At 48.0% G+C, this 21,942-nt stretch carries 14 protein-coding genes; 3 read left to right on the forward strand and 11 right to left on the reverse strand.

Annotation, left to right across the window (positions count from 1 at the left end):
- Positions 1 to 72: 72 nt before the first annotated feature.
- From AC5JBY_RS28295 to AC5JBY_RS28310, 4 genes are all read right to left on the reverse strand, one after another.
- Positions 73 to 663: a Crp/Fnr family transcriptional regulator gene (locus tag AC5JBY_RS28295; RefSeq protein WP_495908047.1), complete on the reverse strand. Its 591-nt coding sequence runs from the start codon at positions 661 to 663 to the stop codon at positions 73 to 75.
- Entirely contained in the window at positions 664 to 1,857 is a 1,194-nt protein-coding gene (locus AC5JBY_RS28300) for a tetratricopeptide repeat protein (protein ID WP_495908048.1), read from the reverse strand. It lies immediately after the preceding gene.
- 7 nt (positions 1,858 to 1,864) lie between these two features.
- Complete coding sequence (locus tag AC5JBY_RS28305; RefSeq protein ID WP_495908049.1) at positions 1,865 to 2,962, reverse strand: HNH endonuclease; 1,098 nt, start codon at positions 2,960 to 2,962, stop codon at positions 1,865 to 1,867.
- Between the two features lie 178 nt (positions 2,963 to 3,140).
- Entirely contained in the window at positions 3,141 to 4,514 is a 1,374-nt protein-coding gene (locus tag AC5JBY_RS28310) for a serine hydrolase domain-containing protein (RefSeq protein WP_495908050.1), read from the reverse strand.
- A 393-nt stretch (positions 4,515 to 4,907) separates the two neighbouring features.
- On the opposite strand from AC5JBY_RS28310, the gene ppsA reads away from it, so the two are divergent.
- Both ppsA and AC5JBY_RS28320 read left to right on the forward strand, forming a co-directional pair.
- On the forward strand, positions 4,908 to 7,526 hold the full coding sequence (ppsA, locus tag AC5JBY_RS28315) for a phosphoenolpyruvate synthase (protein WP_495908051.1): 2,619 nt from the start codon (positions 4,908 to 4,910) through the stop codon (positions 7,524 to 7,526).
- A gap of 111 nt (positions 7,527 to 7,637) precedes the next feature.
- Positions 7,638 to 8,966 (forward strand): amidohydrolase family protein, encoded by a 1,329-nt coding sequence (locus AC5JBY_RS28320; protein ID WP_495908052.1) that lies wholly within the window; start codon positions 7,638 to 7,640, stop codon positions 8,964 to 8,966.
- 56 nt (positions 8,967 to 9,022) lie between these two features.
- On the opposite strand, the gene AC5JBY_RS28325 is transcribed toward AC5JBY_RS28320, so the two are convergent.
- The gene (locus AC5JBY_RS28325) at positions 9,023 to 9,775 is read right to left on the reverse strand and encodes an SDR family NAD(P)-dependent oxidoreductase (protein ID WP_495908053.1); all 753 of its coding nucleotides are present in this window, start codon (positions 9,773 to 9,775) and stop codon (positions 9,023 to 9,025) included.
- Between the two features lie 127 nt (positions 9,776 to 9,902).
- Positions 9,903 to 10,499, reverse strand: a complete 597-nt coding sequence (locus tag AC5JBY_RS28330) for a Crp/Fnr family transcriptional regulator (protein ID WP_495908054.1) — start codon at positions 10,497 to 10,499, stop codon at positions 9,903 to 9,905.
- A 557-nt stretch (positions 10,500 to 11,056) separates the two neighbouring features.
- Here AC5JBY_RS28330 and AC5JBY_RS28335 point away from each other — a divergent pair.
- On the forward strand, positions 11,057 to 12,304 hold the full coding sequence (locus AC5JBY_RS28335; protein ID WP_495908055.1) for a hypothetical protein: 1,248 nt from the start codon (positions 11,057 to 11,059) through the stop codon (positions 12,302 to 12,304).
- A gap of 203 nt (positions 12,305 to 12,507) precedes the next feature.
- Here AC5JBY_RS28335 and AC5JBY_RS28340 read toward each other — a convergent pair whose 3' ends face one another.
- From AC5JBY_RS28340 to AC5JBY_RS28360, 5 genes are all read right to left on the reverse strand, one after another.
- Positions 12,508 to 14,040, reverse strand: a complete 1,533-nt coding sequence (locus AC5JBY_RS28340; protein ID WP_495908056.1) for an alpha-L-arabinofuranosidase family protein — start codon at positions 14,038 to 14,040, stop codon at positions 12,508 to 12,510.
- A gap of 31 nt (positions 14,041 to 14,071) precedes the next feature.
- A complete protein-coding gene (locus AC5JBY_RS28345) occupies positions 14,072 to 15,421 on the reverse strand; it encodes a family 43 glycosylhydrolase (protein WP_495908057.1) in 1,350 nt (449 codons plus the stop codon).
- 13 nt (positions 15,422 to 15,434) lie between these two features.
- Positions 15,435 to 16,616 (reverse strand): alpha/beta hydrolase-fold protein, encoded by a 1,182-nt coding sequence (locus AC5JBY_RS28350; protein ID WP_495908058.1) that lies wholly within the window; start codon positions 16,614 to 16,616, stop codon positions 15,435 to 15,437.
- Positions 16,617 to 16,699: 83 nt separating this feature from the next.
- Entirely contained in the window at positions 16,700 to 18,487 is a 1,788-nt protein-coding gene (locus AC5JBY_RS28355) for a RagB/SusD family nutrient uptake outer membrane protein (RefSeq protein WP_495908059.1), read from the reverse strand.
- An 18-nt stretch (positions 18,488 to 18,505) separates the two neighbouring features.
- Positions 18,506 to 21,691 carry a SusC/RagA family TonB-linked outer membrane protein gene (locus AC5JBY_RS28360; RefSeq protein WP_495908060.1) on the reverse strand — a complete coding sequence of 1,062 codons (3,186 nt, stop codon included), beginning with the start codon at positions 21,689 to 21,691 and terminating at the stop codon, positions 18,506 to 18,508.
- Positions 21,692 to 21,942 lie beyond the last annotated feature (251 nt).

Here is a 21,942-nt window from a genome sequence, read left to right on the forward strand (position 1 = left end):
AGATCGTTTTAAGTTGATACTGCAAAGCTGATAAATAAAGGAAGGGGGGACCTGACACAAATGTGTCAAAAACTATTGGTGGGCCAATTTCTGCCGAATGCGGGTGAGTGTTTGCCGTTCGATGCCGAGGTAGCTGCAAAGGTGGGATAAGGAGACTCTGTTGAACAGGGTTGGGTGTTGTTCTACAAAATCGAGGTAGCGTTCTTCTGCTGTCTGGAAGATGAAGCTTTCTATGCGGGCTTGCTGTCGCTTCAATATTTCTTCTGCTACCAGCCGTCCATATTGTTGAATGGCCGGCACCTGCTGGTATAGCCGCTGCATGTCATCGAATGACAGGTAGACCATGGTGGTTGGCTCCAAACATTGAATGGAATACCGGCTGGGCTTTTGGACAATGAATGCCGGGTAATGGGTGGCGTAGTCGCCTTCGGGGTAGAAACCAACGGTTGTTTCTATTCCTTCCTGGTCGATGAAGAAGGAGCGTACCAGTCCTGTGGCTATGAAGCCTATCGACTTTTGTACTTTACCTGCCTGGAGAAACAGGTCTTTCTTCTTTAATTCTTTCGTGGTGAGGTTATCAGAAAACAGGGATAGCTCCACCTGCGTGAGGCCGGGGCAAATGGTGCTGACTGATCGTAAGAATATGTCTATTGCTGGTTCCATTTAATACAATCCTGTTAACATGTTTTTCTTTTTTGCTTCTGCTTTCAATTCCAGCGCAACTTTGTTACCTGGGTACAGCTGTAATACTTTTTCACAATCGGCCAGGGTCTTTTTATATTGTTTCAAGTTGAAGAAAGAAAATGCTCTATGTATATAGGACGCTCCATCTTCGGGGTCGAGCTCGATGGCTTTATCAAAATTATTGACTGCCCGCTGGTATTCGTTCAGGGATTTCCAGGCAATTCCTCTGGCATAATAGGCCATTTCTTCATTGGGGTCGAGCGCTATAGACTTGTCGCAATCTGCCAATGCCTGTTTCATCTGATCCAGTGCATTGTAAGTCAGTGCCCGCCGTGAATAGAACTTGGCATTGTCAGGTTGCAGCTCGATGGCTTTATTGAAGCTTTTGATCGAATCATTGTATTTGCTGTTTAAAAACAGGTTATACCCCCTATTGCAATGTGCAAATGCATGGTTAGGGTCCAACTCTATTGCCCTGTCGAAGTCGGCGAGGGCTTTTTTGTAGTTTTGTTTACCAGCCCAACATCTTCCCCGTTCTTCATATACATCAGCATCCTCGTTGCCGAGTTTTATACTTTTACTGTAATCCTTGATGGCTTTATCGTATTCATCGAGGTCGTACCAGAATTTGCCGCGCTGCGCATATCCATATTCTTTAGCCGAAGACAGCCTGATCATTTCATTAAAATCTTCTTCCGCCTTTGCATTTTCCTGCCGATGCGCCCATCCCCACGCACGGTGCAGGTATACCATTGGGCTGGTAGGCGCCAGTTCAACAGCCTTGTTATAATCGGCCATTGCTTTGTCCCACTCATTTTTTTTACGCCAGGCATCTCCGCGTGCACCAAAGAACCTATAATTGGTTGGATCCAGCTCGATACAGCGGTTGAAGTCTTCGAGGGCCTTGTCATGTTCTTGTTGTCTGAGTACCCATTCGCCTCTATTAAAAATGAAATGACTATTGGTTGGGTCGAGTTGTATGGCTTTATCATAGTAGTTCAGCACATCGTCGATTCGATCTTCCTGAAAGCGTGCATAGGCTGCATGGTTGTAGAGCTCCGCATTGTTGTGGAATGCCAGTATTTCGGGTGTCAACAATTCTATCACCGCCTTATAGTCATCGTCATCTTTCAATGTTTCTACTTCTTTCAGGAGTTGTTTTAGCTTCTTCATTGGCTTTTTAATTGGCATCGTTGTTTATCCTGTTTCCCCGTATATCAGTATTGTCTTTATTGCTTTTGCCGATGTTGCAAACGTTGCACAGGGTTTGGTAGTTGGTGATCTCATTTTTGCCACCTTTCGACCGGGGAATGATGTGGTCTACTTCGAGCCAGATGTGGTCATCTGCATTTTTGCCGCAGGCTACGCAGCGCCAGCCATCGCGCTGGAATACCTGCCAGCGCATGGAGGGCATTACTTTGATGCGTTTTGCTGCCAATTCTTTGGCCTGGTCGAGCAAGGCAAGGTTGTTTTCTTTTGCTTTCAACTTCTCCTGGTAGCTATCTACCAGCTGGTCTACGTCGGCATTCCATATCAGGTCGTTCATGTTCTTAAGTAATGCCTGAAAGCGTTCCGGTTGTCCTTTCGCGATGCGGATAAAGCTGTCGTAGATGGGAAACATGAACATCAGGTCGAATACTTTGCGCATGACCTTGCGGTTATCGAGTGGAAAGGTAACCGGTTTGCCTTCAAATACGATCTTATTGTAACCGGAATCGAACGACCATTGCAGGATCGTGGCCAATGGTGTCATCGGCGGAAATTCATTCATATAATGGGGATTCCAGTACGCGTATTCGGCGCGGTGGAGGATCGCCATTATTTCCTGGTTGTATTTGATAGCAAAGTCGAAGAACTTTTTAAAGGTTGCCTTTGTGTAGGTAGGACGCGACAGGTAGAGGCTGGTGCTGATGCCAAACCGGTCGAGGATGAGGCTCATGCCGAATGGCACGATGGTAACTACTGTGCCATCCGGTTTTTGGAGCCCTGGCCAGTTTCCTTCCTGGCGGCGACCACTGATCTCGATGGCGGCTTCGACGTAGTTCTTTTTGAGGTCTACGACCCGGTTGTGCGTCCTGAAATGTGGCGATAGTGTATACGACGAGTCTTCCAGTATTTCTGTTCCATAACAATCACGGATCAGCTCTGTGAGGTGATTGCAGGCTGCTTCCAACTTAGGTAGAATAGCATGGCGCAGTGCTTCCGCTTTGATCTGGATATCATCTACGAGGAAGATATTCTGGTCTTCCTCATCAAAAGAAATTTCATCTATTTCCAAGGGCAACAATGTTTTAGGTTATCCGGACAGCCTCCTGGGTACCGTTGTGTTGCCGAAAAATAATATTTTTTTTGGAAATCGAATGTTGCTGTTCCTGATTCCCTATAAAGCAGTAGGGCAAATATGCGGATTCCACGGTTCAGTCTGGCCGCTTTGAGCGGCCAGACCGACCGTTTGGTTATTTATCTTTTGTGAAAACACGTTGACCTTCTCCCCTTTTCACGGTCAACTGGTTTTTCGTGGTGTCGAACTCAAACACGATACCTGTTGCAGTACCGTTATCGATCTTGAATTTATCCAGCGCTGTTGCTTCCAGGGGGAAAGCATTGGGGGCTCCGGGTGGCCGGGCATACAGGGTGGCGCCTTCGCGGGTGATCGTAAATTTTGCGGGTGCATCGGGTACCGAATAAGTGCCTACATATTTGTCCAGTACTTCCTCGCTGATGGCGAATGATTCGAAAGTAGGTATCTGAAACGGCTTGTTGTAGTAAATGTCCATAGCGCCACCAACTATATCTTTTACCGGGTAAACCTTGGCGTTGGTAGCGTAGGCCATCGCCAGTTTTTCTTCGGGCTGGTAAGCTACCCAAGCTCCGTAGTTATCGGCCCCGCCTGTGTGTCCATAGAAAGTCTTGCCGCCAAACTCGAATGTAACCATGCCAAAGCCCTCTCCTTCTTTCATTGCTTTCATCTGTTCGAGGCTTTGCTTCGACACGATTTTTCCATCGAACAGGGCCTGGATGAATGTAGCGAGATCATTTGGTGTGGAAACGATGGCGCCTGCACCGAAGAGAATGCTTGGATGGGTTTCTGGCACCTGCTTCCAGTTGCCACCCGGTGGTATAAAATACGTAAGGCTTTCATGGTTGTTCACGTCAATGTTGCCAGTTGCCGTATAGGTATCTTTCAGTCCGATCTTTTTGGTGATCTTTTCCCGGAGGACAGTCTCGTAAGGTTTGCCGGTTACTTTTTCAATGATAAGGCCCAGGATGAAATAACCGGAGTTACTGTACAATGTCTTTGTATCCGGCTCGAAATCGGGTGTTGCCTTCACGATCAGGTCGAGGTGTTCTTCTTTCGTCATCGGCAACGTATTGATGTTGCCCTCACTATTCTGTTTGCGACCTATGTTGGGGATGCCGCTACGGTGCGTAAGAATTTGTCGTATCGTAATCTTATTGGCGTTGGGTACTTGTGGCAGGAACTTGCTGAGTGTGTCGGTGAGTTTTAGTTTCCCTTCTTCGGTCAGTTTCATGATCAACGTGGCCGTGAATGTTTTGGTAATGGAACCGATGCGAAACCTGCTGGCGGACGTCAATGGTTTCTTTTCGATGTCGCTGATCTGGCTGTAGCCAATGGTGCGGGCATACTGCACCTTATTGTCTTTGGTGATGACTAAGCTCCCCATGGCTTTGTTCTTTTCGGCGAGCTTGTCAAAGAACTGATCGAGTTTTTGTTTGTCCGGCATTTGTGCAAGGGTTGCAACAAACGTTGTTCCTATCAAGGAAACGGTCAGCAATATGCTGTTCATGGCTTTTGTGGCGGGTGTCATTTTCTTATTGATTGATTATCAGTAAACAAAAGTACTTTGAAGTACAAAGTAAGTAAATCCTTTTGTATTTCAGTAATGATGCCGTGTATTTTTTTCTGAAACAGCTTAAGTCGAAGCCTTTTAGAAGGGAGTCATTTCGTTCATTGCAACCCTTCGACAAGCTCCGGGTGACAACTTAGTGGCGGTATTCAAGTGTGAAGATGGGAAGTCATGATTGGCCCTGTAGTGGTGTGTTTTACCAATAAATCGTGGAGTTGTAGGCGGGTCCTTTGCTTTATAACATTGTAAATGTTTGTTTGGTTTACCGGTTCCTTCTTTATTATTATTAAATTTTGATAGCCTGTTAGCGGAATAGTATTTGTGTTTTCTTCGCGCGACAAAGGAGAAAAAACTATGAACACTTATGTACTTTCTTTCCGGGAGATCGACCGATCAAAACTATTGGTGGTTGGTGGCAAAGGCGCCAACCTGGGCGAATTGTCAAGCATTCATGGCATTGCTGTGCCTGATGGTTTTTGTGTTACGACGGATGCTTTTAAAAGGATCATCGATGAAACGCCTTCTCTGCGTCCATTGCTCGATGAATTATCATTGTTGACGATCGATCAACGGGACAGGATCAGCACGCTTTGTGGTGAGCTTCGCCAGACTATTGAAGCAGTGGTGATCCCTTCCGACATTCGTGCAGCCATCGCTTCTCTCCTATCATTGTTTGCTTCCAACGAAGCTTTTGCTGTTCGCTCCAGTGCTACGGCCGAAGACCTGCCGACGGCTTCTTTTGCCGGGCAGCAGGATACGTACCTGAACGTGATTGACGAAGCTGCTATTCTGCAGCATGTACGTAAATGCTGGGCATCGTTGTTTACCGAGCGTGCAGTGATCTATCGTATGCAACATGGTTTTGATCATCGTAAGGTGTATTTGTCTGTTGTTGTTCAACAGATGGTGTTTCCACAGGTGTCGGGCATTTTGTTTACGGCCGATCCGGTGAATGGTAACAGGAAGGTGGTGTCTGTCGATGCCAGCTTTGGGCTTGGTGAGGCGCTGGTGGCCGGACTGGTGAATACCGATCTATATAAAGTGCGTGATGGACAGCTGATCGATAAAAAGATTGCCAACAAGCAACTTGCTATTTATGCTTTGCCTGGAGGCGGCACCAAACATCAGCCCATCGAACCGGCACAACAGCAAACGCCAGCGCTAACGGATGAGCAGGTGTTGGAGCTTGCACGTATCGGCAGAAGGATTGAAGCGCATTACGGCAGTCCGCAGGATATTGAATGGTGCCTGGCCGATGGTCAATTCTATATTGTGCAGAGCAGGCCGATCACTACTTTATTTCCGATCCCGGCAGCGAATGAGACCGGCAATCGCGTATATGTGTCTGTTGGCCACCAGCAAATGATGACAGATCCTATGAAGCCATTGGGATTGTCGTGCTGGCTGTTGATGACGCCTGCTACCATGCGTGTGGCGGCCGGCCGGTTGTTTGTCGATATTACACAGCTGCTCTCCTCCCCTGCCGGCCGGAAAACGGTGATCGAGACTACACTTGGTAAATCTGATCCGCTGATCAAAGATGCGTTGATCAACATCACAGAGCGGGAAGGTTTTATTCCGTTGTTACCTGCCGATGAAACAGCTACTGCTGACGGTGGCGGCAAGGGCTTACCGCCTGTCGATTATAAAGCGCTTCATGACTACGATCCTTCTATTGTGACCGATCTCATCCGGCGCAGTGAAGCGTCGTTGGATGAATTAAAACGTGCTATACAGACTAAATCGGGACCCGCCTTATTTGATTTTATCCTGGAAGACTTGCAGCAATGGAAGTTGCAGCGTGTTCATACTCCACAAAGTCTTGGCGTGATCATGACTGCTTTTAACGCTGCGGGCTGGCTCAATGAAAAGATGAACGAGTGGCTGGGTGAAGGAAATGTTTCCGATACGCTTTCGCAATCGGTGCCCAACAATGTTACTTCGGAGATGGGGCTGGCGCTGCTGGATGTGGCCGATGTAATACGGCCTTATCCGGCTATCATCAAGTATCTGGAACATGTAAAGGAGAATCATTTTTTAGACGAACTGGTTCAATTGGAGGGCGGGCAGCAGGTGCGGGATGCTATCGATGCTTTCCTCGATAAATACGGCATGCGGTGTGCCGGAGAGATCGATATTACGCGGACGCGCTGGAGCGAAAAGCCAACTACGCTTGTCCCGCTGCTGCTCAGTAATATCAACAACATGGAGCCCGGCGCCAGCGTCCGGAAGTTTGAGCAAGGGCGGCAGGAAGCATTGAAAAAAGAGCAGGACTTGCTGAGCCGGTTGGCGCTCCTTCCAGATGGTGAGCAAAAGGTGGTTGCTACGAAACGTATGATCGACCTGATACGGAGCTTAATTGGTTATCGTGAATATCCCAAGTATTCGCTCGTGAGCCGCTACTTTGTGTATAAGCAGGCCTTGCTGCAGGAAGCTGAGCAGCTTGTACAAGCTCATGTAATTCATGAAAAGGAAGATGTGTACTATCTCACGTTTGAAGAATTTGAAGAGGCTGTACGCACTCAGGCAATCAACTATTCGCTCATTGATGAACGCAAGGAAGCTTACTCCACTTACGAAAAGCTAACGCCTCCCCGTGTTATCACTTCCGATGGTGAGATCGTGACCGGCGCGTACAAGCGTGAAAACCTGCCGGCAGATGCTATTCCTGGTCTGGCTGTTTCCTCCGGTGTTATCGAGGGACGGGCACGTGTGATCCTGAACATAGAAGATGCGAACCTGGAGGCGGGTGATATATTGGTGACTTCTTTTACCGATCCCAGCTGGACACCGTTGTTTGTTGCTATCAAGGGGCTGATCACCGAAGTGGGCGGGCTCATGACGCATGGCGCTGTTATTGCGCGGGAGTACGGCCTGCCGGCCGTGGTAGGTGTAGAGCATGCTACCACACTCATCCAAGATGGTCAGCGCATCCGGGTAAACGGCACGGATGGATATGTGGAGCTGTTGTAGTTTATTTTTATTGTCTTTCCAACCTTTTGGGTAGCTGCTGTTCTTATCAGGGTGGTTCCTGTCCGGACAATGCCTATTATCCAACAATCTTCTATTTAATCATTGCACATTATGAAGTCGTATAGCCATGCCGTTTACCGGATATATATTGTATTGTTATTTATTGCCTGTTCTGCCCATAACGGATCTGCCCAGACTACCAAATACCTGATCAAGGCGGGCAAATTCTTTGATAGTGAAAAGGGCGTGTTCATGACGCAAATGGCCATACTTGTGAATGGCCGTTTGGTGGATACGGTGAAGGCGATCAGCAGCCTCACCTCCGAAGACCGCAAGGAGTATGCACAGGTGATCGACCTGAGTGGCGCTACCGTGATGCCCGGCCTGATCGATTGTCATACGCACTTGCTGTATAAAGAGTATAGTTATGGCACGCCTACTCCCCGCAGTCTGGACCTGCTGCGAGAACTGGAGATGGATGGTGATGTGTACCGTGCGCTGTATGGCGCTGCCAAAGCGAAGGCTTATCTGGAGAGTGGGATCATTTGGGTGCAGGACCTTGGCAACAGTGGCCGCTTTGCCGATATAGCGTTGCGCAAGGCCATCCGGAATGGCCTGCTGCCCGGGCCTGATATGAGCTGCTCCGGGCCAGGCATTGCGGTGGAAGGAGGACAATTGCCGGGCCTGCTATTGAAGTATCAACATGTGGTGGACGATGAATACCGCATTATCAAAGGGTCTGAAGATGCTGTACAGGCTGTGCGGGAGCATGTGAACATGGGCATCGATGTGATCAAGATCTATTCGAACAATACGCCCAATGTGACGCGGATGCGTGTGGAAGAGATCACGGCTATTACCACAGAGGCACGCCGTTACGGACGCAAGGTGACGGCGCATGCCTCCGATAATGCGTCGGTGTGGAATGCCGTGGCCGGCGGCGTGAACAGTATCGAGCATGGTTATAGTATGGATGATACGACCATGCAGCTGATGGCAACCAAAGGAGTAAACTGGGTGGCTACGCTGGGGGATACTTCTGGCTATCAGGGCATGTTTAAGGGGCTGGACCCTGAAGAGCGCAAGCGCCGGCTCTACCGGCTTTTTGTGCGGGACTCGACCTTATTGCAAAAGGGTATCAAGAACGGTGTCAACGTCATTTTCGGCAGCGATGACTATGTGGTTGGTGACAAGCCGCTGGGTGAAGGGCCTAAGCATACGCTCATCGGTTTTGTAGAAAAGGGCATGACGATCGCTGCCTCGCTGCAAACGGCTACTGTGAAGGCTGCGCGGCATATCGGTATCCGGAATTTCTCGGGATCTATCAAGCGTGGGCAGCCTGCGACCATTGTTGCCTTTGGCGGCAACCTCGACAAGGATATTCATGAACTGCTGAAGACGGTGTTTGTGATGAAGGATGGGAAGATCATCAAGCAGTAAATTTAAAAGGGCCCCGCGATAGCGAGGCCCTTTTACACCTGAATATCAGACTGGAATTATTTAGCCAAATAAGTCATACCTCCATCAACAAGTAGTTCGGCACCAAGCATAAATGAAGAGTCGTCAGATGCCAGGAAAACTGCTGTTTTACCGATGTCGGAGGGTTGTCCGATCCTGCCTATCGGCATTACTCCTGCATAGTGTTTTTTTACCGCCTCAATTTGTTCTGCAGGAATAAACTTGTCAAAAGCGGGTGTATCTGTTGTGCCTGGTGTTATTACGTTTGCTCTGATCTTTCTATTTAAGAGGTCGCTCGAGAATCCTTTCGCTAAATAGATTACAGCTGCTTTTGCGGCACCATACAGCGTAAATGACGCATGTGCACGATGTGCGGCATTTGACCCGATCAGAATAATTGAGCCGCCATCATTCATGTAAGGGAGTGCCTTTTGAACAGTGAAGTAAACGCTTTTAAGGTTCAAGTCCATTGTCTTATCATAGTCGGCTTCGCTGATATCTGCCACAGTTCCTATCGTTCCACCTCCCGCATTTGCTACGATGATGTCTACTTTACCAAATTTTTCTGCTGTCTTTTTAAATGCCTCTTCCAGGCTGGCCAGATTGGTTACATCGGCATTGATTGCTATAAAATCATTTCCAAGCCGGGCCACAGCACTATCCAGGGTATGCTGATTTCTACCGACAATAGCTCCGACAGCTCCTTCGTTCTTAAATGCTTCAGCAATGCCCAAACCTATACCGCTGTTACCTCCGGTAATAACGGCAACCTTGTTCTTTAATTTACTCATGATCTCTCTTTTTTTGATTGATTTACTACACAAAGGTCATTGCCCACAACGAATGAGGGGTTGACCTGCATCATTAAACACCCTTGACATAGGTCAAGTTGGGAAGGTGTTCTTAGTAAATCTGCGCTTAACGGGGTTTGTTCATGGCATTTTTTCTCAGCCTGCTGAGGGTTTCGGGAGATAATCCCAAATAAGAAGCAATCATGTTTAGCGGAAACCGGTTAAGAAAGTGCGGATAGTCATTAATGAGGTCGTTATAACGTTCTTCGGCTGTATAACTGATAGCGGCCTGTACTCTTTTTTGGTTGGCAATCGCGTTATTTTGTTTCATCACCTCCTCCATCGCTAAAAAGGCAGGGATGGGTTTAAAAAACTTCTCTACCTGCGCATTGGTTACCTGAAGCACTTCAAGGTCTTCAAGGGCTTCTATATTAAAGCGACTTGGCGTTAATTGATAATAGCTTTCGAAATCTGCCAGCCACCAATTTTCGACGCTCAATTTCAGGATATGTTCATGGCCCTTTTCATCTACCACAAATGTCCTGGCAGATCCTTTTACAATAAATCCGGTGTATTTGCATACATCTCCTTCCTGCAAAAAGTATTGTCTTTTCCGGAGTTTTCTGGGTTTCAACTGTTCTTTAAAAACGAGCTTCTCATCCTCTGAAAGTACTTTCCCGGATAGTTTCTGAATGTAGTCGAAAAACACTTCATAATTGGACATGTAACGACGTTTCTAATTACCGGCAATTTACTTAAGATGGATGGCTTGTGCCTAAATTGTTGCGGCACCATGCAGCATTTTACTTTGCTGTGTAGTCTTATCAACGTATGTCTTTCAATTTGTTATACCTGCTTTCTCTACCGGCCATCTCCGGCCTTTCGGGCATTTTTCCACGTCCAGCCTGCGTTTGAGCCTTCTTAGCGTACTATTAGCCTACTATTGCCCTACTATCAGCCTACGATTACCATACTTCTGCCCTGCTTGTGCCGGGAGAGTACTATGCCTGAGCTATGGATATATCATAGGCGTTCTATGAGAACATGATGGTATTGTTGTGCACAGGATATGAATGTCCGGCATATCGACGCTGGCGTCTTGTGTCCTTGCTGTGGTTGCTATGATGATCCATTTTGCACCATTGCGTGCATGACTGAAATCAAGAAATTAAAGAAAATGTGAGCTGATATGGGACATTATACAGCGGATCGTACCCTGCCCTGCCTGCGCTGTTGTTTTGGGTTGTGCAATGGCGTAAGTTTATGTAAAATCCATATACTATGGCAAAACAACTTGGTCCTATCAAATTCCGCGGCGGTCTGGATGACGTTTGCGGACGCCTGACTGAAGATGGCCCTATCCTGCAACGCAAAACCGGTCCCACCCGGAAGCAGGTGCTTAAGCACAAGAAATTTATCAATACACGACGTAATGCGCGTGAATTTGGCGGTGCAGTGGCGGCCTCTACCCTGCTGCGGCGGGTGCTGGGCCACACGGTCAAAGCTGTGAAGCATTCGAAGCTGGTAAGCTATATGAACAAAAAGCTGCACGAAGTGGTGATGTCGGATACCGGGAGTGACTGGGGTGACCGTTGTGTGAACAAAGGCGATCTGCAGTTGCTGGAAGGGTTCAATTACAATCAAGAAGTGGGTTTGGATGTTGCGTTGCCGGTAAGACTTTCCCATAAGGTGGATACTGCCACGGGGCAGGTACAATTGTCTGTGCCCGGTTGTCTGGTGCGGCACAAGCGGGTGTTTCCGAAGGAAGCGACGCATTTCCGGATCGTGTCGTGTGCCGGGACGGTGAACTTCGATAGGAAGCGTTGTTCGTTTCACATAGCTGAGAGTGAATTGCTGCCACTGGGCAAGAAGATGGCGGCTTTGCAACTGGAACATCAATTGGCTGGCAAGCCGGGAGAAGTGATGCTGCACACTGCAGGAATGGTATTTTACGAAGTAGTAGTTGATGGGAAGGAACGGATGCTGCGTGGCGGGGTGTTGAGGGTTATGGAGGTGGCGAGGGTTGCGGTGCAGATGCGTAAGCCAGTACAGGAGGCTTTGAAGGTTCGAACAACTGCGCTTTTGGCTCAGCCGGGTGTCTGTGCAAGTGTTGTTGACAAAAAGGATACACCTGTTATTGATAAGAATAGCATACGGGTATCTGTGCCCCTGGTAGAGCGGCAAGTGTGTACTCCTGTTTGTGTTGAGGAAGACACGCCTATTGTGCAGTTGGTGGTGGCTAAAAAGAGGATTTGTGATTCTTGTGTGTTGTCTGAGATGGCAAGAGGTATTGACCTTGGAATGGTGAAAGAAGGAGTTGTACATGCCGTAGTTATGCATGATGTGGGTCGTCTTGTTGAGGAGACAACAGTTGATATGTCGGCTGAAGCAGATTACTTTACGGTAGGTATTACGGATGCAAAGGGGACACTTTTACAAGGAGCGGTTGCTGTTAGAGCGTCGAATGGGGTGACGGGTAAGGTGTTGTTTGGGAAGAAGAGTAGATTAAGGAGATATTGTAAGGGATGAACAAAGTGATAAAAAACACCTATTAAGGCGGCCTGTTATCAATACATGGGAGGATGATTGTCTGCTGGTAGGGCATTCGTAGGGCGGCATCGTAATCACAATATACCTACTTACCCTGTCTGCGTCAGTTTAAAACATTGCCGGGTTTTTACACCCGGCAACATGAATAAACGCTACTGTATGCAAAACGAAAAACTACTACCCTACTTCTGCTTTACGCTGACCTTGATCTGCGTAAAGGAATGTGCCGGAAAACTATAGGTGATCTTGTTATTGCTGACCGGCACTTCTTTTGTTGCCGGTATGTACTGGTCTTTTTTGTCGAATGCAAAGGGCTCCGTCAGAGAAGCGCTGTTGACTACGGTGGCTTCTGCTTTGCCGCTGAAGTCGCCTGCGGTGCTCAATATGTCGGTGATGATGGCTTTATCCTGGTGCCTGTTGACCACATTGATGTATACGGTATTGGATCCTTTGGCATAAACGGTTGACACATCGAGGTAGGGAATGCCTTTGTATTTCTCCGTGCCAAACGTGTCGCAGGCTACCCAGGTGTCGATGGCCTTGCCGAGGCAGTTGTTGGAGAATAGCTTGAACGTATAAAACAGGGGTGATTTATAGGTACCTTTTTTAGGGTCTGATGCCAGCAGGCTCGTCATCAACGTAAAGTTGGTCATCTTCACTACGTTTGCCAGACGGATAAAGGAATTCAATGATTGTGCAATGGGCAACACGGAACGGAAGTTGTTTCCAAAAGATCCCCACTCGTCTACGGATAGATAAATAGGGTTTTTAAATCCGTTCTTTATTCTTTCGGCTTCTATGTCATTTGCCGCCACCCTGATCTTTTCTTCGAAGTCGATTGCGCTTTGTCCCATAAAGTCGTAATAGCTGGCAGCGTTTTCCCAATACCGGTGGATGGAGAGGTAGGTAACCATATCCCCTAACTTTGCCAGTACCTTGCGGTTCCAGTCGACCCAACTTCCTTTGTTGCTGTACCACGATGAGCCGCAAGCCACGAGTTGTATACTGCTGTCGACTGCTTTCATTGCCTTGGCTGCTTCTCTTGCGATATTCCCGTATTCTTCTGCATTTTTATGGCCCAGCTCCCAGGGGGCTCCATCTACTTCATTGCCGAGGTCCCAAATCTTTACGTTGTAGGGAGCAGGGTGACCATTTTTTGCACGCAGGTCGGAATAGTAGGTGCCGCCTTTGTAATTGCAATATTCCAACCAGTATACGGCATCCATGATATTGGCCAGGCCGAGGTTTACGCATACGATGTTTTCACTGCCGATGGATTTGTTCAATTGCATCCATTCATCGGTACCCACCTGGTTACTTTCCAATCCTCCCCATGCGAGGTTGATGCGCTTAGGACGTTGGTTTTTCGGACCGATGCCATCCTGCCAATCGTACCCCATTAAAAAGTTGCCACCGGGCCAGCGTATGTTGGTTACTTTCAATTCTTTCATGGCGTCGATGTAGTCTTTCCTAAACCCGTTCTCATCGGCCAATGGTGATGCGGGATCGTAGAGTGTTCCGTAGAGTGTATTGAACTCAACGGAATCAGGCAAGCCCAATCTCCTTCCGTTGAAATGGATGGGCTCCATGAACACGCCATATATCTTAGGGTCAATTTCACCAATGGGCCTTTCGATGTCAATTTTAATTTTCGCTGTTTGCGCCTGTATCATGCAGGGAAGCAGGTACAATAAACCGGTGAGTATTTTTCTCATACAATCTTATTGAATTGCTTTGTTGTTGTTCTTATTCAAACTTTATCCAGTCCACAGATACTGGTGTATTGGTTTTCGACACCACAAAAATGTTCTGTATGCCGGACGCAGGCTTCGATACTGGCGCCTTTATCGTTTTCCATTCGCCGCTTCGTGTCACTTTCACGTTGGCGATAACAGCGCCCGTGATGCTTCCGCTGTGAATTTCGAGCGTGTTGTCGCCTTCGGCCATGACTTTTATCTGCGCTGATCTGAGTGGCTTCTTTCCAAAATCAACGCTGTTGTATTGCACCCATGCGCCAACTGCGCTGAAGTCTGTTTTCCAGCCTTTGAACCTGTCAGCTGTGTCAAGAAAAGCAATGGAAGCTCCGTGGCCGCTAATGGCCGAATACCTGTCTACCTGTATTTCACTGTTTGCGCGGGTGACGCCGATACCTCTTAAGGTAGGGATCACCTTTTGGATGGTGCCATCAGGATTGAATGTGAGGCTATCGGCTCTTATCGACCTTGCTTTGTCGAAGCGGGGTGAATAGTCTTTGTCGTGATAAAAGAGGTACCACTGGTTTTTGAGCTGAATGACTGAGTGGTGGTTTGTCCAGCAGCCGGAAGCTGATTCATCCATGATAACGCCCGTCATTTTAAATGGGCCTAATGGATTATCGCCGATGGCATATTCCAGTCTTTCTGTTTTATTCTCTACATGCGGGAACGTGAGGTAATAGAGGCCATTACGTTCGAAGAGGTAAGGCCCTTCTTTCAGCCCTTTTTCGGGAAGGCCCTGAAATATGACGGGTTCGGATGCCAGCTCGAGCATGTTGTCCTGGAGCTTTGCGCCATAAATATTTCCCTGTGACCAATAGAGGTAGGCCTGCCCATCTTTGTCGATGAATACGTTGGGGTCGATGCCGTGCACTTTTTTGATCGGCGTTGGCTGTGGTATGTAGGGCCCTGCGGGTTTATCGGCTACGGCCACGCCAATGGCAAATCCTCTTCCATAGCGTGCAGAATCGGGTGAGGCAGGAAAATAGAAATAATATTTTCCATTTCTGTAAATGCAATCAGGCGCCCACATGGCATATCCATCGGGCTTTGCCCAGGGCACTGCCGTTTGGGTGACGATGACGCCATTGTCTTTCCATTCGATGAGGTCTTTTGAAGCGTAAACATGGTAGTCTTCCATGCAGAACCACCCGACGCGTCCATGGCCGGGCGTGGCGAGTATATCATGTGATGGGAATATATAGACGCTGTCGCCGAATACGCGGGCCGAAGGGTCTGCCGAATACATGTTCCTGATGAGCGGGTTTTGTGCGATCGCGCCATGCACTAATGTTAACATCAGGCTTATTACCGCTACTTTTTTATAAAGGATATTTTTCATACGGGTTGAAGTGTTATTTGAATAACCTTGGCGCAAAATCATTGAGTGCCCTGCGCCATGTGAGCCATTCGTGGGCTGTGCCTTGTGATTCGTGATAGACCAGGTTTTTGATGCCGTGGTTTTTCAATGTCTCGTAGGTTTGTTTTGCGTTCTGTCCTTCTTCGGTGCCAATGCTGATGAATAATAGTTTCATCTTTTTATTGAATGCTTCTGCGTCTTTGAATACGCCATTGTAGCCTGTCTCGATGGTGATGGGTGGAGCGTTGCGGTTGAAAGGATTGGGACCAAAGCGGCCTGATCCACTAAAGCCACCCATCCATGCAAACTTGTCCATGTTGTTGAGGACGGCATTCCACGTTTGCGCACCTCCTCTGGACAGACCTGCCATGGCTCTGTGGTCGCGATCGGTGTAGGTACGGAAGGTTTTATCAATGTATGGCACCAGGTCTTTGATCAGGACGTCGGTGATATCTCCTGATGCTTTGCGCACGTCTGAATTCGTTTTGATGTCGCCGCTGGGCATTACGATGATCATTGGCACGGCCTTGCCTGCTGCGATCAAGCCATCCATGATATTGGCCATATGTCCCTGGACGGACCATCCATTCTCATCTTCACCCCAGCCATGGACGAGGTACAGAACCGGGTATTTCTTCTTTGGATTTTTTTCGTATTCAGCGGGTACATATACATTGACATGCCGTTCGAGGCCATTTACATCAGACCAATGAAACAGTGAACGGACTTCTCCATGTGGAATGTTCTTGTTGAACCGGTAATAGTCTCCTTCCGGGCCTTCGGGTATCTCGATGCCTGCAGATTCCCAGTTGCTGCCAAAATAGGCTTCGCTTCCCCTATCCATTACGGGAACGCTGTCGATCATGACTGCATAGTAATGGAAGCCTACTACCAGTGGGGTTGTGGTATACCACCACACTCCTTTTTCATCTTTTGTCATGGCGTGTTTGCCACCTAACTGGAGTGTGACGTTTTGTGCATAGGGCGCTACCACCCTGAATGTAGCCTGGCGGGTTTCCGAATTGACGGCGGGATACTGGGATAAAAATGTGTTGGTGGATGCTGGCTTGAAGCCTGCGGGAAGCGGTTGTTCCTGGTTGTTCTGGACTCCTGCAAACTGGGCCGACAGCATACCATGTGTCATCAAAGCCATCAGCATTAGCGCGATCTTTTTCATGATTTTTTTGATTTTAGAAAGAAAGCCCACCGTGCTATCGGCGTGATGGGCTTTCGTGTTAGACATTATCAACAATCAAAGCATTAATACCCGGGTGTCTGCACCAGTTTCGGATTTTGTGCGAGGGCCGACTGCGGAATGGGATGCATGTACTGCCTCAGTTTGAACGCATGTGGATGGTTCAATCCTACCGGTGTGTATACCCATGTGCCGCTATTATTGGGGTTTGTGTTTTCGATCTTCATTCCATGCAGATCAACTGTCAATACCTGGTCTGCAATTTTCCAACGGATGATGTCCTGGAAGCGTTTGTTCTCGAAGCAGAGCTCTACTCTTCTTTCCTGACGGATGGCATCGCGCATCTGGCTTTGGCTTAATCCTGCGGGCAAATCGGGCAGGTTTACACGGGTCCTGATCGCATTCATGGCATTGTATACCGAAACATCGGGACCTACTGCCTCATTTTGGGCTTCGGCATATCCCAGCAGTACTTCTGCATAGCGGAAATAGATGTAGTTGGCCCCACTCAACCCTTGTGCAGGACGATTCTTTGGATTCAATTTCTTCTTGAAATAGTATCCCGTATTGCTCACATCGGTGCTCGCAAAGTCTATCTGGTTCAATGATGGTCTTACTTTATCGATGCGGGTGTAGATGGTATCCTGTGCAGACATCCAGTCCATTTTGTATGGGGCTCCATCGTACACGATCCATTTGTAGAACCTGCGTTCACGACCCACGTAAGGTTGTTGAGGATTATAGCCGGAGGTGGGGTCGGTTATCGGCTTACCATTTGCCATGAAGAATTGATCTACCAGTTCCTGTGTGGGGTTATAGTTGCCCCAGGTGTAGTATGAGCTGAGCACATACACAGGGCCGCCATATTGTTCATAGTTGGACCCTTTGACATTGGCAACGTACTGTCTATCCCAGATCACTTCTGTGCCATACTCATTGTCTTCATACCAAAGTGTAGAATCTTCGGCAAAAAGTCCGTATGGTTTTCCCGCACCCCAATCGTCCATGAACTTTTTGAACGAAGCTGCTGCAGTTGCCCAACGGGACAGGTCTGCATTGCCAAATCCGGCTATCTTATTGGGATCGGATCCTCCAATATAGGTGGCGGAATTGTAGGTGGGGCTGGCGGCTACTAACTGCAAATAGGCTTTCAACATTTGAGCGGCTCCCAGCGTAGCTCTTCCTGCATCTACGTTTCCTTTGTTGTATTTAACAGCGAGGTATTTGTTGTTAATTACCGTATCCAGGGTTTTCGTTAAGAAGTCGAGTGTTTCTGCATAGGTGCTTCTTTTTACAAACAATTTGGCTGTGTCTGCCCGGACCTGCGGGTCTAAGATAATGGGTACACCTCCCCAGTTGAGGAACAGGATGCTGTAGTGAAAGGCCCTGTGGAAGCGGGCTTCATCTATGCGTTTATTGTACCAGGCGGACGAGTAATTGGCCTTATGGGCATTTACCTGCTGAATGAAGGTGTTGCATTTGCGGATGGATGTATACAGTGCAGGCCAGTTGTACCTGCTGACGGTTTGAATGCCCGTAGCTCCACCACCAAAGAGTGTATAATTGGTAGAAGCGGGATCGAGGTTACCATCTTTAAACTTCCAGGAGTTGTAGTAAAAGCCGGCATCGTTATCGTCGGTAAAATTGTCGAGATTTTCGGGCTGTCCATACATGTCGGGCAGCTGGTCGTATACGTCGTTCAAGAATATATCGGCGTTGGCTTCCGTTGCCCATTGTGTGTTGTCATCGAGGCTTACTTTCTGCTGGTTGTCAAGGTCTTTGTCACAGGCCGACAAACTAAGCAATCCTGTAATTATGCAACTGTATAGTATATATGTTTTTACTGGTCTCATCTTTTTAATTTTTAATGGTTAGAAAGTAGTGCTAAAGCCAACCAGGAATGTTTTCTGGATAGGATATCCCTGTTCGCCGGTTGTTTCGGGGTCGGTGAATTTCAGCTTCCCGAATGTGACTACGTTCTGACCAGTGACGTATATCCGCAAGTTTTTCATTCTAACTTTTGAACTGATGTTTGCGGGGACCGTATAACCTAATGACGCTGTTTTCAATCTCAAATACGAGCTGTTAATAAACCAGAAATCAGAGGTTTGTCCATTGTTGTTGGTAGGCGCTGAATAGGCTCTTGGGTATTTCGAGTTCTGGTTGTCTGGCGTCCACCTGTTGTTGTAGTACTCGTAAGAGGAGTTGCTGTTGTTGTTGAAGTGGGCTACTGTCATAAAGCCATAGACATTAAAGCTTGACAAGCCTGAACCCTGGAATAGCGCAGAGAGATCAAATCCTTTCCAGCTGGCGCTTACATTGATCCCGTAAATGATAGCGGGTGTTTGTGGCCGTGCGATGACTGTTTCATCATAGGAGTCGATCTTTCCGTCGGGTGTTCCGTTGGGGCCTCCGAGGTCTGCGTACCTGATATCGCCGGGACGCAGGGTGCCGAATTGAGCGATCGTATATCCATCTGTGGCATTAATGATTCCATCACCGTTCTTGTCGTCGGCGGTACTGAACAAGCCCATTGATTTATAGCCGAACACTGTATTGAACTGGCGGCCTGTTCTGCTGCGTCTTGGATCGTTTTTGGTTACAGGCGACTCGTATAGCTGTATTACCTTGTTTTGTGCGTAGGTAAAGTTACCGTCGATTGCTACCTGCAGGCCATTGTTGAATTTTTTGGAGGTCCCGATGGACAATTCAATGCCACGGTTGTCCATGATACCTGCATTTTCCTGTGCCAGCTGGAGACCGTATTCCTGTGGCACCACTATGTTGGGCGCTAACAGCATACCTGTTCTTCTTTCATAGAAATAGTCGGCTTCCAATCTTAAGAGGCCTTTCCACAGTGTTGCCTCCACAGCGAGGTCTGTTTTTTTGCTTATTTCCCAGGTAATGTTGGGGTTGTTTTCTATGGACACGAATGAACCTTGTACGAGGGCGCCATCGCCAAAGGCGTATGCATTTCCTCTCAGCGGGTAGCTGCTCAGGAACTGGAAGCCGGTACTGGTAAGGTTTCCGGATTTGCCCCATGATCCCCTGATTTTGAGGAAGTCGATAAAGGTGGCTGATTGCAGAAAGCTCTCATTGGACAATATCCAGCCTACAGAGAATGCAGGCAGATATACCCATCTTTTGCCGGGGGCAAAATAGTAGTGGCCGTCATATCTACCGGAAGCTTCGAGCAGGTAGCGCCTGTCGTAAGCATAGCTTGCGCGGTAAACATAACCAACCTGGCTACCAGTACCTGATCCACCGGCAATATCGAAGTCGTTCTTGTTGGAGCTACCCAAGGACAGTTCATCGATATTGACTGCGTAGTTGTTTATTCTCGCCCTGAAATCATTCTGTTTGTTGTTTCTCTTTTCTGCTACTACCAGGCCAGTGATGTCATGTTTGCCAAATGTGTTGTGGTAGTTCAGGTAGCCCTGCCAGGTGATGGTATTGTTTGTCCAATACTGCTGGTTGAGCCATGCAAAGGTGGTGGCACTGGTTTCCTGTGTAGAGAATGCAGGGGTATAGGTATAAGGAGGCGCTGAACCGGCCTGGGTCCAGTAAATGAATGGCCTGTGCCATTGCTTTTGGGTATAATAGTAAGGATCGTAACTAAATGCTCCTTTTATGCTGAGTCCTTTTATAAATGGCAGCTTTTGCTCGAGGGTAACGGTACTGAGTAAGTTGTTGGTGTTTTGACGGAAATAGCCTTCCGAGTTGATTACGCCGAGCGGGGCATTGCCTGAGCTTTCGCCCCAGAGGCCATTGCTAAACCTGAGCGGCGCTACCGGGATGAACTTGTAAACGCCTCTGAACAACTGGCCGGTGCCTCCATCCACATCGGTGGTCTTCTGTATAGCGCCATTTAATGTAACAGATGCTGCGGTAGTGGGTGTTATGTTGATATCGAGGTTGACACTATAGTTGTATCGCTCATATCCTGACCTGTCGAACATACCGTTTTGTTTGAAGTAGCCGAGGCCGGCATAATACTTTATGGTGGAGGAGCCGCCACGGACGGAGAAATTGCCCTGGTAAATGGGTGAATGTTTTTTTACTACATCGTTCAGGGCATCTGATACGGGGTACAGGTCCGGATCTTTGGCATGGTTGGCAAGATAGGCGTCGATGTAGGCCTGGCTATAGGTGGGGTTTGTGCCCGATGGGTTTTCTGTTAAATAGGCCTCCAGTTTCAGCTTCATATAATCTGTGGCGCTGAGCATTTTGGGTAAATAGGTAGGCTGCTGATCGCCAAAATACCCGCCCAGGGTTAACACCGGCGCACCGGTAATGCCTCTTTTTGTGGTGATGAGCACCACACCGTTTGCTCCACCTAATCCATAGGAGGCTACGGCAGCGGCATCTTTCAACACGGATACGCTTTCGATGTTGTTGGGGTCTACTTCATTGATGTTGTTGCGGATCACACCGTCGACCACAATCAATGGGGTTGTATTATAGGTAACGCCGTTGACCGTGGTACCGGTGGTGGCAATGCCCCTGACGTATATGGTAGCATTGTCGGCACCGGGGCGGCCACCGTTGGCGCGCGTGATAACGCCTGTAGCCCTGCCTGCGAGTGAATTGGAAATGTTGGCGGCAGGCACTGCAGCGAGCTGTTCACCTTTTACCCTGGCTACGGATGCTGTGGAGAGTTGCTTTTTTTGCGTACCGTATCCTATTACGATCACGTCTTCCAGTGAATTGAGCCCGGGGCTTAAGGCTATCTGCATATCAGCTGTTGCGTTCTTGACGGACACTTCTTTTGACTGGAAACCGACATAGGTTATGACCAGCACGGCTGATCTTTCCTGGATGGTAAGGGAAAAGCTTCCGTCTGCGCCAGTGGTTGTTGCATTGGAGGAGCCTTTTTGGGCAACAGAGGCTCCTGCGAGCGCATTGCCTTTATCGTCCAACACTTTTCCGCTTACGGTAAAAGCAAACGGTGAAGGCGGGTGGTTCTTAATACCGAAATCATTTGCAAACGAGGTTATCTGGCAGGTTATTAATGCAAGAAAAAACCATAGTTTGGCATGGCAATCAATTCGTTTCATACAATTAGCAATTTTTGGTTAATAATGAGGCGTTCTCATCAGGTACGGTGCCTGTAACTGATTGTGCAGATGTGCTTTAAGGAGCACTGGAATGAATAGTGGAGTACAAATGTGGAGGGGATGCGGGGTATGTTCCCGGGCTGATAAATTTGTTCATACTGGCAGCAGTTTGGTAATTACAGTAGTTCAATTTCGTGAAACAGTGTAATGCAATCAGTTAGTAAATGAATGGCCAGGAATATGGCGGCCTG

It is taken from the genome of Paraflavitalea sp., assembly GCF_059502485.1.

Coding starts and splice junctions, on each gene's coding strand:
- AC5JBY_RS28330 (WP_495908054.1), bottom strand. CDS start 10,499: ATGTCCAATTATGAAGTGTTTTTCGACTACATTCAGAAACTATCCGGG.
- AC5JBY_RS28335 (WP_495908055.1), top strand. CDS start 11,057: ATGGCAAAACAACTTGGTCCTATCAAATTCCGCGGCGGTCTGGATGAC.
- AC5JBY_RS28295 (WP_495908047.1), bottom strand. CDS start 663: ATGGAACCAGCAATAGACATATTCTTACGATCAGTCAGCACCATTTGC.
- AC5JBY_RS28320 (WP_495908052.1), top strand. CDS start 7,638: ATGAAGTCGTATAGCCATGCCGTTTACCGGATATATATTGTATTGTTA.
- AC5JBY_RS28325 (WP_495908053.1), bottom strand. CDS start 9,775: ATGAGTAAATTAAAGAACAAGGTTGCCGTTATTACCGGAGGTAACAGC.
- AC5JBY_RS28350 (WP_495908058.1), bottom strand. CDS start 16,616: ATGAAAAAGATCGCGCTAATGCTGATGGCTTTGATGACACATGGTATG.
- AC5JBY_RS28310 (WP_495908050.1), bottom strand. CDS start 4,514: ATGACACCCGCCACAAAAGCCATGAACAGCATATTGCTGACCGTTTCC.
- AC5JBY_RS28340 (WP_495908056.1), bottom strand. CDS start 14,040: ATGAGAAAAATACTCACCGGTTTATTGTACCTGCTTCCCTGCATGATA.
- AC5JBY_RS28355 (WP_495908059.1), bottom strand. CDS start 18,487: ATGAGACCAGTAAAAACATATATACTATACAGTTGCATAATTACAGGA.
- AC5JBY_RS28360 (WP_495908060.1), bottom strand. CDS start 21,691: ATGAAACGAATTGATTGCCATGCCAAACTATGGTTTTTTCTTGCATTA.
- AC5JBY_RS28300 (WP_495908048.1), bottom strand. CDS start 1,857: ATGAAGAAGCTAAAACAACTCCTGAAAGAAGTAGAAACATTGAAAGAT.
- ppsA (WP_495908051.1), top strand. CDS start 4,908: ATGAACACTTATGTACTTTCTTTCCGGGAGATCGACCGATCAAAACTA.
- AC5JBY_RS28345 (WP_495908057.1), bottom strand. CDS start 15,421: ATGAAAAATATCCTTTATAAAAAAGTAGCGGTAATAAGCCTGATGTTA.